Origin of the sequence: Streptomyces cylindrosporus, from assembly GCF_022698165.1 — a bacterium.
Taxonomy (GTDB): Bacteria; Actinomycetota; Actinomycetes; order Streptomycetales; family Streptomycetaceae; genus Streptomyces; species Streptomyces cylindrosporus.
In genome coordinates, this window is sequence record NZ_JALDAY010000003.1 from 561,962 (window position 1) to 575,870 (window position 13,909).

The window sequence follows — 13,909 nt, forward strand, 5'->3', positions numbered from 1 at the left end:
TCTGCGCCTAGCGCACCAGCGCCGTGAGGACCTCCGCGCAGATCGCCATGGCGGTCTCCTCGGGCGTACGGGCCCCGATGTCCAGGCCGATCGGCCCGTGGATCCGCCCGAGGTGCTCCTCGCCGAGGCCCGCCTCGACGAGTCCGGCCGCCCGGCGCTCCTGGGTGTGCCGGGAGCCGAGCGCGCCGACGTACGGGATCCCGGAGCTCAGCGCGGTGTGGAGGGTCGGCACGTCGACGTCGGGTTCATGGCTCAGCATGACCAGACAGGCGGCGGCCGGACGCTCGGCGAGCAGCTTGCCCGCGTCCTCGGCGGTCGCGGTGACCGTGGCCTGCCAGCGCAGCAACCCGGCCTGGGCGACGAGGAGTTCGGCCAGTTCTCCGCCGCCCACGATGACGAGGTGGGGGATCGCGGGGCAGGTCTCGATGAGGACGAGCCCGGCGTCGGTGGCGTGCACCTCGCGCCCGGCGCGCCGGCGGCCGAGCAGTTCCCGGGCCTGGGCGGCGGCCTGCGGCGGCACGTCCGGCCCGTCGGTGCTCCCGCCGGGCGTCACGACGGTACTGACGGCATGCGTACGCCGCTCGTCGAGCCGGGTGATCAGCGCGACGTCGGCCCCGGCGGCGAGCAGCTCCCACCAGCGGGCGGGCACGGCGGGCAGCGGCTGGAGCAGGATCTCGGCCTGTCCCCCGCAGGTCAGCCCCGCGTCCCGTACGCCCTGGTCGTGCACGGCGACGGCGCACACCCGGGCGGTGTGCCCGGCGGCGAGCCCGGCGCCCTCGGCGGCCAGCTGCCGGTCGAAGGCGCCGCGGTAGAGCGTGCCGTGACAGTTCCCGTCGGCGTCGATCAGCAGCGCGTCCCCGGGGCGCCAGGCCCCGAAGCCCCGCTCGGTGACGGGCCGCGCGAGCACCGCCGTACGTCCCTGGGCCGCCCACTGCCGTGCCGTCCTCGCCAGTTCACGCATGGATTCAGCGTAGTCCGCAGGTCAGTAGACGTCCCTGACGTATTTCTTCTCGGCCGACAGCTGTTTCACGTACGCCGCCGCCCCCGCCGCGTCCATCCCCCCGTGCACCATGGCGATGTCCCGCAGTGCCTGGTCGACGTCCTTCGCCATCCGGGAGGCGTCGCCGCAGACGTAGAAGTGCGCGCCGTCCCGGAGCCAGGACCACAGCTGCGGCCCGTGCTCGCGCATCCGGTCCTGTACGTAGACCTTCGCGCGCTGGTCGCGGGAGAACGCGGTGTCGAGGCGGTCGAGGGTGCCGTCGGCGAGGAAGCCGGTGAGCTCCTCCTCGTAGTAGAAGTCCGTGGCCCGGTGCTGTTCGCCGAAGAACAGCCAGTTGGGGCCCCGGTGGCCGAGTGCGCGCCGCTGTTCGAGGAAGCCGATGAAGGGGGCGACGCCCGTGCCGGGGCCGACCATCACCATCGGGGTGGCCGGGTCGGCGGGCGGGCGGAAGTGGGCGGAGCGCTGGACGTGGACGGGGACCGGGGTGTCCGGCTCGGCGTCGGCCAGGAACGGGGAGCAGACGCCCTGGCGGGCCCGGCCGGCGAGGTTCTCGTAGCGGACGACGGAGACGGTGAGCGAGACCAGGTGGGGGTCGGTCAGCGGGCTCGACGATATGGAGTACAGCCGCGGCTGGAGGCGGCCGAGCACCTCCGCCCACTCGCGCGCCTCGGCCCGTACCCCGTGCTCGGCGACGACGTCCACAGCTTGCCGGCCCCATGACCACCGCGCCAGCCCGTCCTTGTTGTCGGGGCGCATGAGCTTCTTCAACTCCCGTGGGTCACGGGCCCGTTCGGTGACGAAGCGAAGGAGGCCCGGGGTGATGCGGGTGATGTCGAGGTGGCGCAACAGGGCTTCGTGGAGGGGGAGTTCACCGACGCCGCTCACCTCGACCGGGCTGTCCGGGGCGAGGCCGGTGACACTCAGCCACTCCTCCACCAGGGCACGGGAGTTGAGCGGCCGGACGCCCAGCGCGTCGCCCGCCTCGTACAGCAGCGGCGTCTCGCTGTCGCGGGTGTCGAAGGTGAACCGACGCACCTCCTTGCCGGCACCGGGGAGGCTGAGGAGACGGTTGCCGGTGAGACGGGCGAGGACGGGGGCGGGTTTCCTGGAGCGGGGGGCGGGGGTCGGAGCAGCGCCGGGGGCCGGAGCGGCGGCGGGGGCCGACGCGACGGGCGGCGCGAGGGCGGGGCTCCCTTCCCCGGCAGGCGCAAGGCCACCCACCGCACCGGCACGCTCGTCGCCCACGCCCGCGAGCCCGCCCGGCACACCGGCAAGCCCCGCAGCACCCGCGATCCCGCCCGGCGCACCCGCCAGCCCTCCTGGCGGCCCCGCGAGTCCCACAGCGCCCGCATTCCCTTCCGGCGCACCCGCGAGCCCCGCAGCACCCGCGATCCCGCCCGGCGCACCCGCCAGCCCTCCTGGCGGCCCCGCGAGTCCCACAGCGCCCGCATTCCCTTCCGGCGCACCCGCGAGCCCCGCAGCGCCCGCCAGCCCTCCTGCCGCTCCCACGGGACCCACAGCCCCCGCGTCCCCTTCCCCTGCACCCGCCGGCCCGACAGCCCCCGCGCCCCCTTCCGCCGTGCCGGACAGCGCTGTCAGTACCCGGTCCAGCCAGCCGTGGGCCGCGTCCTCGTAGTCCGGTTCGCAGTCGGTGCGCGGTGCCAGCCGCAGGCCGCCGAGTTCGTCGAGGCGCTGGTCGAGGCGGCGGCCGTGGCCGCAGAAGTCGTCGTACGACGAGTCGCCGAACGCCAGGACGGCGTAGCGTCGGCCCTCCATGCGGGGCCCGTCGGGGGCGGCGAGGGTCTCCCAGAAGCCGGAGCCGTTGTCGGGGGCGTCGCCGTCGCCGAAGGTGCTGGTGATCAGGAGCAGGTCGGCGCGGGGCGGCAGCGCCGCGGGGTCGGCCTCGTCCATGCCGAGCAGGGACGGGGCGTGCCCGAGGGCCTTGAGCCGCTCGGCGGTCGCGGCGGCGAAGTCCTCGGCGTTGCCGGTCTGCGAGGCCCAGAGGACGACCACCTCACGGCCCACCACGACGGCTCCGGTGGACGGCGTGGGCAGTGCTGCCGGGGTCGCCGTCCTGGAGTACATCCCGGCGAGTACGCCGTTCACCCACAGGGCGTGCTCGGGGCTGAAGGGCGCGTCGGGCGGGAGGACGGGCACGCCGGAGACGCCGGAGGGGATGCCGGCGAGGAAGCCGACCAGGTACTGGCGTTCCTGAGCGGTCAGCACCGGCGGCGGGGCGGGTTCGAGCCCGAACACACCTTCGGCGGAGGTGGCTGCGACGGGCACGAGTTCCCCGGTCGCCTCAACCGTCCGCTCCGCGACCGGAGTTCGTACCGTCACCGGCGTCGACACCTTGGTCAGCGACACCGCGCAGACCTTCAACTCGGGCTGGAAGGACAGCGGGTCGACCGCGTCGCTGGTCACCGCGTTGACGCTGAGGTACTCGCCGAACAGGTCGTTCCAGTGGAAGGGCGCGAAGCAACTCCCCTGCCGTACACGGTCGGTGACCACCGCGGGCAGCACGGCCCGCCCGCGCCGGGAGGCGACCTCCACCGAGTCGCCGTCGGTGACGCCGAGTTCGGCCGCGTCCCGCGGGTGCAGCTCCACGAATGGCCCGGGGTTGAGCTTGTTGAGCTTGGGCACCTTCGCCGTCTTGGTGAGGGTGTGCCACTGGTGCTGGAGGCGCCCGGTGTTGAGGACGAACGGGTAGTCGTCGTCCGGCATCTCGGCCGCGGGCAGGTGCGGGCGGGCGAAGAAGGCGGCGCGTCCGCTCGCCGTCGGGAAGGTCGGGGTGCCGTCGTCACCGACGTACCGGATCGGATTGCGGTCGGGCCCGTCCGCGCTCGGCGCCGGCCACTGCACCGGTGTCTCGCGCAGCCGCTCGTACGTCACCCCGCGCAGGTCCCAGCCCGTCCTCGGGTTCCAGGCCCGCTTGATCTCCTCGAAGATCTCCTCGGCGCTGTCGTACGAGAAGCCGTCCTCGTACCCCATCTCGCGGGCGACGGCGGCGATGATCCGCCAGTCGGCCATGGCCTCGCCGGGCGGGTCGGCGGCGGGGCGGGCGAGGGTGAGGTTGCGTTCGCTGTTGATGAGGACGCCCTCGGTCTCGGTCCACAGGGCGGCGGGCAGCACGACGTCGGCGTAGGCGTTGGTCTCGGTGTCGGCGAAGACGTCCTGGGTGACGACGAACTCGGCGGCCTCCAGGCCCTCGATGACCGTCTTGCGGTTGCCGACGGAGGCGACGGGGTTGGTGCAGATGATCCAGCAGGCCTTGATCGCGCCGTCGGCCATCTTCCGGAACATCTCGACGGTGCCCTTGCCGACGCCGTCGGCGCGGATCGCGCCCGCTTCCAGTCCCCACAGCTTTTCGACGAACTCCCGCTCCTCGGGGACGAGGACGGAGCGCTGGCCGGGGAGCCCGGGGCCCATGTAGCCCATCTCCCGGCCGCCCATGGCGTTGGGCTGTCCGGTGAGGGAGAAGGGCCCGCTGCCCGGCCGGCAGATGGCGCCGGTCGCGAGATGCAGGTTCACCAGGGCGTTGGTGTTCCAGGTGCCGTGCGTGGACTGGTTGAGGCCCATCGTCCAGCAGCTGGTCCACTCCCCCGCCTCGCCGATCAGCCGGGCCGCCTCGCGGATGTCGTCCTCGGGGATGCCGGTGATCTCGGCGACGGTGGCGGGCGGGTAGTCGGCGAGGAACGCGGGCATCTCGTCCCAGCCGTCGGTGTGGCGGGCGATGAACTCGGGGTCGGTGTGCCCGTTCTCGTACAGCAGGTGCAACAGCCCGTTGAGGAGGGCGAGATCGGTGCCCGGCTCGATCTGGAGGAACAGGTCGGCCTTCTCGGCGGTGGCGCTGCGGCGCGGGTCGACGACGATGAGCTTGGCGCCGGCCGACTTCACCCGGTCCATCATCCGCAGGAAAAGAATCGGGTGGCAGTCGGCCATGTTGGAGCCGATGACGAAGAAGAGGTCGGCCTTGTCGAGATCCTGGTACGAGCCGGGCGGCCCGTCGGCGCCGAGGGACAGTTTGTAGCCGGTTCCCGCGCTGGCCATGCACAGCCGTGAGTTGGACTCGATCTGATTGGTCCGGACGAATCCCTTGGCGAGTTTGTTCGCCAGGTACTGCGCCTCCAGGCTCATCTGTCCGGAGACGTAGAGGGCGACGGCGTCGGGCCCGTGCTCGTCGATGATCGCGCGCAGCCGCCCGGCCGTCTCCGTGATCGCCGCGCCGACGCCGGACGGCACCGGCTCCTCGCCGCGCTCGGGCCGGACCAGGGCGGTGGTCAGCCGGCCGGGTGCGGCGAGCATGTCGGCGGTGGTCGCGCCCTTGGTGCACAGCCGGCCGAAGTTCGCCGGGTGCTCCTTGTCGCCGGAGGCCTTCAGGACCGTACGGCGGCCGTCGGGGCCCATGCCGACGTCGAGGACGAGACCGCAGCCCACCCCGCAGTAGGAGCAGACCGTGCGCACCTTCGTGACCGTCGTCGTGTCGGCGTTCCGCGAGTCCGGCGCGGCCACGGGCACCCCTGCCTCTCCTGCTCGTTCCGTGCGGGTGGATCTTCACCGACGGTACGAAATGCCCATTACACGGGTGTCTCCTGAGTCCGTCGTCAGGGGTTACACGTGACGCACAGGGGCCCGAGGGGCGGTGTGAGAGGTCCGCATATGCATTCACGCGGATTCCGTGAAGAAAGAAATGCCGTGCGCGTTCGAATTCACGTTCCCTGCTCTTTCTTCACGGAATGCAATGCGCGGATTGGGGCGGGGAGGTCCGTTCTCACAGCGCACCCCCAGCCGAAAATGAGGCAATGAAACGGCCGATTAACTGACGCGTAGCGGACGGGAATCGTCACGTCGGTGCACTCCTGGTCACCGCCGTTTCACGCACAGCGTCAGGAGGGACCATGTCCTTCTTCGCCAGGGCGTCCTGGCCAGGAGACCATCGCGACGAGATCGTGGCGGGCGCGCTCGTCGCCGCCGTGGTCGTCGTCCTCGGATACGCCTCGGGGATCGGAGCCCCGGCACCCACGACCGTCACCACGACCTCACCCCCGGCATCCGGGGCCTCGCCGACACCCCACCGGCCCACGTCCCGCTCCGAGACCGGCCCGCCCGACACCACCGCCGGGACCTCGGGCGGCGGCTACTGGGCAGGCGGCGGTGCCGCCGGAATCCCCGTGGCCGACAGCACGCCGTCCACGGGCGGCAGCGGCGGCCACGATCACGGCGCCGGCCCTACGACCGCCCCCGCACCCTCACCCTCGTCCTCATCCTCCCCCGCGCCGACCCCCACCCCCTCCCCCACCGCCACGGACAGCTGCGACGAGGGCGAAGTCCGGCTCGTGAAGCCCCTGTTGAACGGTCTGGCCACCCCGGTGACGGGCCTCCTCGACAGCCTGCTCGCACCGACCCCCTCCCCGTCCCCCTCGAAGTCGCCGGACTCCCTCTCCTCCCTGTGCGTCGGCGTGGCCGCCTCGCCCTCGCTCCTCTCGGAGGTGCTGCCGTGAGACGCCGTACGCGCTCGCTCCTCACCGTCCTGCTGACCGCCCTCGCCGCCCTGCTGCTCGCCGCGCCGGCCGCGTCGGCCCATACGGAGCTGGAGTCCTCCGCCCCGGCCGACGGCACCCGGCTCGCGCGCACCCCGGCCGCCGTGCGGCTCACCTTCAGCGAGCCGGTGGAGCTCGACGACGTCCATGTCACCGTGGGCGGCAGGCAGTTGGCCGTCTCCCGCAGCGGTGGGGGCGGCCGGGCCGTCGAGGTCACCGTCCCGAAGACGTCCGGGCGGAGCGACCTCACCCTAACTTGGCAGGTACTTGACATGGAGGACGGGCATCCGACCTCCGGGACGCTCTCCTTCCGCCTCACCGCGAAGGCCGCGCCCGCTGCCGCCGCCCCGGCGGCCCCGGAACCCTCCGAGACCGTGCGTACCGTCTGGGCCGCCGTCCGCTGGGCCGGCTACCTCGCTCTCGCCGTGTACGTCGGCGGCCTGGCCTTCCTCGCGCTGCTGTGGCCGCAGGGCGCGCTGGACCGCAGTACCCGCCGCGTCCTCACCCTCTCGTGGGCCACCGGACTCGCGGCGAGCCTGCTCGCGCCGGGGCTCCAGGAGGCGTACGGGACGCTCGGCTCGCTCGGCGCGGTGTTCCGACGGGCCGCCTACGCCGACCTGTTGGGCACCCAGGTCGGTGTCGTGGCCGCCTGCCGGGTGCTGATGTGGGTGCTCGCCGCGATCGTCCTGGCCGCCGTCCTGCAGGGCGGGGACCGGACCGCGCGCTCGCCCGGCTGGCGGGTCGGCGCGCTGGCCGTGGCCCTCGGGCTGCTCCGTACGACGAGCATGACCGGGCACAACTCCGAGGGCACGCACCCCGGTTGGGGCGCGGTGGCCGACGTGGTCCATCTGCTCGGCGTCTCGCTGTGGCTCGGCGGTCTGGCACTGCTGCTGACCGGGGTGCTGCCCCGGCGCCGGCCCGCGGAGCTGAAGGCCGTGGTGTCCGGCTACTCCACGCTGGCCGGGGTGTCGGTGGCCGCGATCGTGGCCGCCGGGGCGGTGCTGACCTGGCAGGTCGTGGGCTCCTTCGGCGCGCTGCTGCACACCGGTTACGGCCGCCTCCTGCTGCTCAAACTCGCCGTGCTGGCCCTGGTGCTGCTGCTCGCGCAGCGCAGCCGGGGCTGGGTGCGGACACGGCTCGACATCGCCGTACTGCTGCGCGGCGACCGCCTCACCGTACGGCCCTTCGTCCACTCGGTCGCGGCCGAGACGGGGCTCGTCCTCGTCGTACTGGCCGCCACGAGTCTGCTGGTCACGTCCGCTCCCGGCCGCTGACCGGCACCCGTCCCACCCCCTCGCCGTACCGGCGAATCTCACAAGGGAGACGCACCACCATGCACACAGAGGAAACCACCGCACCCCCGGCCGGCCACCGGCGCTCCCGGGTGGGCAACCGGGCGCTGCTGGCCACCGGTCTGGGCGCCGGTCTCGCGGCCGTCGCCTGTCTCGGTCTGCTCCAGGCGTCCACCGGCGCCGCGGCCCCGCAGACCGCCCAACCGGCCGCCGCGGCCCAGTCGATGGCGGACATGGACCAGACGGCCACGGACGCCGCGGCGGCCGACTACACCATCGAGATCAAGGACATGGCCTTCGCGCAGCCGAAGCTGACGGTGAAGGTCGGCCAGACCGTGAAGTGGGTCAACGAGGACTCCGCTCCGCACACGGTCACCACCACCAGCGGCCCGGCGAAGTTCGACTCGGGGACGCTGGAGAAGGGCGACAGCTGGTCGTACACCTTCACCAAGGCCGGTACGTACGACTACTACTGCGCGGTCCACCCGGACATGACGGCATCGGTCACCGTGGTCGCCGACGACAGCGGGGGCAGCAGCACCGGCGGTTCGAGCGGCGGCTCCACGGGCGGCTCGACCGGCGGGTCGACGGGCGGCTCCACCGGCGGCACCACGGGCGGCACCACCGGGGGCTCCGACTCCGGTGGCAGCAGCGGCGGTTCGAGCAGCGGGGGCAGCAGCTCCGGCGGCACGAGCGGTGGCGGCGACGGCGGCGGCGAGCAGTGCGTCAGCGTCCAGCAGGTGCTGCTGCCGATCCTCCAGCACATCGACAAGGCGCACCTGGAGGAGTCCCCGGGCCAGCAGGTCCAGGACGCGCTGAAGCTCGACAGCTACATCAAGATGCACACCGTCTGGCTGGAGTCGATCCTCACTCCCGCGGTCAACGGCGTGGGCAGCGTCTCCGACGACACGCTGAGCGTGCTGCTCCAGCACATCAACTCGGCGCACCTGGAGGAGTCGCTGGGCCAGCAGGTCGCGGACATCCTCGACCCGGACGCCTACGTGAAGATGCACACCGTCTGGGCCGAGCACCTGCTCGCCCCGACCGAGGAGTACATCACCAACTCCTGCTGATCCCCCGGCAGGACGCGACGGGCCGGCCGAGTCGCAGTCGGCCGGCCCGCCGCCGCTCCATTCTCCCCGCCCGTCACTCCGCCCGAACCACCGAGGTGCCGAGATGACCACCGAGACCCTCCCCACCGTCCCCCTGCCGCCGCCCCGCCCGGGCCCGGACTGGCTGCCCGACCCCGGCACCTACACCGCAGTCCCGGACCGTTGCATCGCCGAACTGACCGCTCGTTTCGGCCCGTTGACCACGCTGCGGCGCCGGCTCACCGCGCTGGACGCGACCCTCACCGTGGCGCACGACTCCGACGACTGCGTGCTGAGCCTGGAGCTGGCCGGCCGGCCGCTCGGCGGCCGGGTGCTCAGCTTCGTCAGCACCAGCCTCACGCCCACGGACGAGGCCACCCGGCTGCACGTCCCCGGCGAACTCGCCCTGGCCGCGGACCCGGTGCCGGGCGTCTTCGGCTTCCGCGTCGTCGAGCGGACCGCCGGCCGGCTGCTGGTCCTCGGCATGCTCGGCCTGCCGTACCGCCGGCTGCGCGCGACCGGCCTCACCCTGCCCCGCATCCGCCCCGCAGACCGCATCCGGCTGCTCGTCGCCGCGGAGTTCGCATGCCCCGCCTGACCTCCCTGCTCGCCGCGCTCTTCCTCGCGGGCACCGCCCTGGTCCTGCCCGCCGCACCGGCGCGGGCGGCCACCACCCACCAAGTCGCCATGTCCGGTTACGCGTTCGCGCCCCGGAGCCTGACCGTCACCGCCGGGGACACCGTCACCTGGACCAACCAGGACCAGGCACCCCACGACGTGAAGACCACGTCCGGCCCGGCCGCCGTCCACTCGCCGATGCTGAGCAAGGGCGGCAGCTGGAGCCACACCTTCACGACGCCGGGGACGTACGGCTACGTCTGCACGGTGCATCCGAACATGACGGCGCAGCTGGTGGTGCTGCCCGCTCCCACCCCGACCGCGCACAGCCACCCGGCGACCTCGGCCCCCACGCCCGCGCCCACCCGGCGCTCCGCCGCCGCTGCCATGCCCTCCATGGACATGACCCACTCGCCCCACGCGTCCCGGTCCGCCCATGCCGACCACAGCGCCGACGCCGCCGCGCAGGCCTCCGAGACCCCGTCCGCCGCCGCCTCCGCGTCGACGCAGTCCGCCCCGGACCTCCAGAACGCCGCCTCCACCACCCGTCCCCTCGACCCCCTGCTCCTCCTCACCGGCGTGGTCGCGGGCGTCTCGGTCCTGTGCCTGCTCCTGGTGGGCTCCCGGGCGTCCGCCGCCCGGAGCGAAAGCCCCGGAGGTGACTGACGTCACACCTGGATCGGAGTCACCGAGAGAAACAGCGGCATCCCGGCGCCCACGGTCACCCGTGGGCGCCTGCGCGTGCCCCGGGAACACCGCGCGTCCCACCGGTCACCCCCACGACACCAGACTTGTACTGTTCGTTTTCTTGAACCATTCGTGTTTGTGCGGGTAGGTTGGCGTCATGACTTCACCCCAGCCCCCGTCCACCGCCGATGAGCTGCGCGGTGCCGGCCTGCGGGTGACTGCCGCCCGCGTCGCCCTGCTCGAGACCGTTCGCCAGGGTGACCACCTGGGCGTCGAGGCGATCGCCTCCGGCGTGCGCGAGCGCGTGGGCCACATATCGCTGCAGGCCGTGTACGAGGCACTCCACGCCCTCACCACGGCCGGCCTGGTCCGCCGCATCGAGCCGCCCGGCAGCCCCGCCCGGTTCGAGGGCAGGGTCGGGGACAACCACCACCACCTCGTCTGCCGGTCGTGCGGCGCCGTCTTCGACGTCGACTGCGCGGTCGGTCACGCCCCCTGTCTCACCGCTTCGGACGACCGAGGCTTCGCGATCGACGAGGCCGAGGTCATCTACTGGGGCCTGTGCCCCGACTGTTCCACCGCACGCACGGCCTGAGCACCAACCCCCCGGAAGGATTCCCATGTCTGAGAACAACGCCGCAGAGGCCAAGTGCCCGGTAGCGCACGACGGGCGAGCCCTGCACCCCACCCAGGGCGGCGGCAACCGCCAGTGGTGGCCGGAGCGCCTCAACCTGAAGATCCTCGCCAAGAACCCGGCCGTGGCGAACCCCCTCGGTGAGGACTTCGACTACGCCGCGGCCTTCAGCAGCCTGGACCTGGCGGCCGTGAAACAGGACATCGCCGAGGTGCTGACCGACTCCAAGGACTGGTGGCCGGCCGACTTCGGCAACTACGGCCCGCTGATGATCCGCATGGCCTGGCACAGCGCGGGCACCTACCGCATCAGCGACGGCCGCGGCGGTGCCGGCGCCGGCCAGCAGCGCTTCGCGCCGCTGAACAGCTGGCCGGACAACGGCAACCTGGACAAGGCCCGCCGTCTGCTGTGGCCGGTCAAGAAGAAGTACGGCAAGAGCCTGTCCTGGGCCGACCTGATGATCCTCACCGGCAACGTCGCGCTGGAGCAGATGGGCTTCACCACCTTCGGCTTCGGCGGCGGCCGCGAGGACGTCTGGGAGTCGGAGGAGGACGTCTACTGGGGCCCGGAGACGGTGTGGCTGGACGACCAGCGCTACACCGGCGACCGTGACCTGGAGAGCCCGCTCGGCGCCGTCCAGATGGGTCTCATCTACGTCAACCCGGAGGGCCCGAACGGCAACCCGGACCCGATCGCCGCGGCCCGCGACATCCGTGAGACCTTCCGCCGGATGGCGATGAACGACGAGGAGACCGTCGCCCTCATCGCCGGTGGCCACACCTTCGGCAAGACGCACGGCGCCGGCCCCGCGGAGAACGTCGGCCCCGAGCCGGAGGCCGCCCCGATCGAGGCGCAGGGCCTGGGCTGGGCGTCCACCTACGGCTCCGGCAAGGGCGGCGACGCGATCACCTCCGGCCTGGAGGTCACCTGGACCGCCACGCCGACCCAGTGGAGCAACGGCTTCTTCAGGAACCTCTTCGAGTACGAGTACGAGCTGACGACGAGCCCGGCCGGTGCCCACCAGTGGGTGGCGAAGAACGCCGAGGCGATCATCCCCGACGCGCACGACCCGTCGAAGAAGAAGCTCCCGACGATGCTCACGACGGACCTCTCGCTGAAGTTCGACCCGATCTACGCCGAGATCTCGCGCCGCTTCTACGAGAACCCCGACCAGTTCGCGGACGCCTTCGCCCGCGCCTGGTACAAGCTGACCCACCGCGACATGGGCCCGAAGTCGCTGTACCTCGGCCCGGAGGTCCCGGAGGAGACCCTGCTGTGGCAGGACCCGCTGCCGGAGGCGGAGGGCGAGCCGATCGACGCCGCCGACGTGGCGGCGCTGAAGGCGAAGCTGCTCGACTCGGGTCTCACGGTCTCCCAGCTGGTCTCCACCGCCTGGGCGTCGGCGTCCACCTTCCGCAACAGCGACAAGCGCGGCGGTGCCAACGGCGCCCGCATCCGCCTCCAGCCGCAGGCCGGCTGGGAGGTCAACCAGCCCGACGAGCTGGCGCAGGTCCTGCGCGTCCTGGAGGGCGTCCAGGCGGAGTTCAACACGGGCGCCAAGAAGGTCTCCCTGGCCGACCTGATCGTCCTCGGCGGTGCCGCGGGCGTGGAGAAGGCCGCCAAGGACGCCGGTTTCGACGTCGAGGTGCCGTTCACCCCGGGTCGTGTGGACGCCACGGACGAGCACACCGACGCGGAGTCCTTCGCCGCGCTCGAGCCCACCGCGGACGGCTTCCGCAACTACCAGGGCAAGGGCAACCGCCTGCCGGCCGAGTACCTGCTGCTCGACAGGGCGAACCTGCTCGGCCTGAGCGCCCCCGAGATGACCGTCCTCGTCGGCGGTCTGCGGGTCCTGGGCACCAACTACCAGAACACGCAGCACGGCGTCTTCACCGAGACCCCGGGCAAGCTGACGAACGACTTCTTCGTCAACCTGCTCGACCTGGGCACGACGTGGAAGTCGGTCTCCGAGGACCAGACGGTCTTCGAGGGCCGTGACGACGCGACCGGCGAGGTCAAGTGGACCGGCACCCGTGCCGACCTCGTCTTCGGCTCGAACTCCGAGCTGCGCGCCCTGGCCGAGGTCTACGCCTCGGACGACGCGAAGGAGAAGTTCGTGAACGACTTCGTCGCCGCCTGGGTGAAGGTGTCGAACGCGGACCGCTTCGACATCGCCTGATCCCGTCCGGTCATACGGCGTCCGGGCCACCCCGCAGGGGGCGGCCCGGACGCCGCTTTTTCCGGCCGTACGTGCTCCGCCAACGCGCAAGGTGCCGGGCGTCGCCCTGCCCGGAGCCGTTCACGCCCATGAGCGAGGGCAGCGAGGCACCGCTGTTCCACAGCCCCAGCAGATCGCGGTTGAGCGCGATGATGCCGTTCCTGAGTACGACGTCCATGGCCTGCCCGCTGAACCGGGTCGTCGTCACGAACACCGCGACATCGGCCCCGAAGTGCACCTTCGAACCGAGCAGGTCCCGCACCTCCCGGCTGGCGACGACGGCGCTCGGCGCGTACCGCTTGCACTGCACGACCATGCTCCGCCCGTCCGGCAACCGCCCGACCACGTCGGCCCCCTGGTCCCCGGACCCCCCGACGCGGCGCACTCCCCCGCACCCGTCCCGCCTGCACAGCGCGGCCACCAGGTCCTCGAACTCCGTGCCGGTCATGCCGTCCACCTCGGCCAGGGTCCGATGCCCCGCGGCCACCGCGTCCTGCCGCCGCCACGCCCGGTCCCGGCCGCGCACCAGCCGGTCGGTGCGCCACAGCCACCAGCCGAGCGCGCCCGCGGCGGCCAGGGCGGCGAGTACGACGACGTACACCCAGATCCGCGACCAGAACACGGCGAGCGCCAGCAGGCCGAGCAGCAGCCCGCCACCGGAGGGGACCGCCCGCCCGCGCCCCCGTGCCCGCTTCTTCCGGCGTCTCCGTGCCCTGCGCTGCGCAGCCATCCGCACCCCCGGTCCGATCCCCTGCCTCGCAGTGTGGACACCGCCCGGACGGGCTGAAAGGGCGCACATCGGCCATGACGGCCGAAGGTGTCATTGCGT

The 13,909-nt window shown here is 72.6% G+C and carries 10 protein-coding genes; 7 read left to right on the top strand and 3 right to left on the bottom strand.

The genetic code is table 11. The annotated features are described in order from the left end of the window. Positions 1 to 7: 7 nt before the first annotated feature. Positions 8 to 961 carry an XdhC family protein gene (locus MQP27_RS11895; RefSeq protein ID WP_242764731.1) on the bottom strand — a complete coding sequence of 318 codons (954 nt, stop codon included), beginning with the start codon at positions 959 to 961 and terminating at the stop codon, positions 8 to 10. Between the two features lie 21 nt (positions 962 to 982). Next, positions 983 to 5,512 carry a bifunctional nitrate reductase/sulfite reductase flavoprotein subunit alpha gene (locus MQP27_RS11900; protein WP_308289926.1) on the bottom strand — a complete coding sequence of 1,510 codons (4,530 nt, stop codon included), beginning with the start codon at positions 5,510 to 5,512 and terminating at the stop codon, positions 983 to 985. 386 nt (positions 5,513 to 5,898) lie between these two features. On the opposite strand from MQP27_RS11900, the gene MQP27_RS11905 reads away from it, so the two are divergent. The 7 genes from MQP27_RS11905 to katG all read left to right on the top strand — a co-directional run bounded on the left by MQP27_RS11905 (position 5,899) and on the right by katG (position 13,041). Beyond that, positions 5,899 to 6,501, top strand: coding sequence for a hypothetical protein (locus tag MQP27_RS11905; RefSeq protein WP_242764733.1), 603 nt, complete (start codon positions 5,899 to 5,901; stop codon positions 6,499 to 6,501). Further along, positions 6,498 to 7,814 (top strand): copper resistance CopC/CopD family protein, encoded by a 1,317-nt coding sequence (locus MQP27_RS11910; protein ID WP_242764735.1) that lies wholly within the window; start codon positions 6,498 to 6,500, stop codon positions 7,812 to 7,814. The genes MQP27_RS11905 and MQP27_RS11910 overlap by 4 nt, the downstream gene beginning before the upstream one ends. 59 nt (positions 7,815 to 7,873) lie before the next feature. After that, positions 7,874 to 8,905, top strand: coding sequence for a cupredoxin domain-containing protein (locus tag MQP27_RS11915; protein WP_242764737.1), 1,032 nt, complete (start codon positions 7,874 to 7,876; stop codon positions 8,903 to 8,905). A gap of 103 nt (positions 8,906 to 9,008) precedes the next feature. Beyond that, positions 9,009 to 9,521 (top strand): hypothetical protein, encoded by a 513-nt coding sequence (locus MQP27_RS11920; protein ID WP_242764739.1) that lies wholly within the window; start codon positions 9,009 to 9,011, stop codon positions 9,519 to 9,521. Further along, the gene (locus MQP27_RS11925) at positions 9,509 to 10,207 is read left to right on the top strand and encodes a cupredoxin domain-containing protein (protein ID WP_242764741.1); all 699 of its coding nucleotides are present in this window, start codon (positions 9,509 to 9,511) and stop codon (positions 10,205 to 10,207) included. The genes MQP27_RS11920 and MQP27_RS11925 overlap by 13 nt, the downstream gene beginning before the upstream one ends. 178 nt (positions 10,208 to 10,385) lie before the next feature. Beyond that, entirely contained in the window at positions 10,386 to 10,823 is a 438-nt protein-coding gene (locus MQP27_RS11930; protein WP_242764743.1) for a Fur family transcriptional regulator, read from the top strand. A gap of 25 nt (positions 10,824 to 10,848) precedes the next feature. Then, complete coding sequence (katG, locus tag MQP27_RS11935; protein WP_242764745.1) at positions 10,849 to 13,041, top strand: catalase/peroxidase HPI; 2,193 nt, start codon at positions 10,849 to 10,851, stop codon at positions 13,039 to 13,041. Between the two features lie 10 nt (positions 13,042 to 13,051). Here the strand turns inward: katG and MQP27_RS11940 are convergent, their stop codons facing one another. Next, positions 13,052 to 13,810: a restriction endonuclease gene (locus MQP27_RS11940; protein ID WP_242764747.1), complete on the bottom strand. Its 759-nt coding sequence runs from the start codon at positions 13,808 to 13,810 to the stop codon at positions 13,052 to 13,054. Between the last annotated feature and the right edge of the window lie 99 nt (positions 13,811 to 13,909).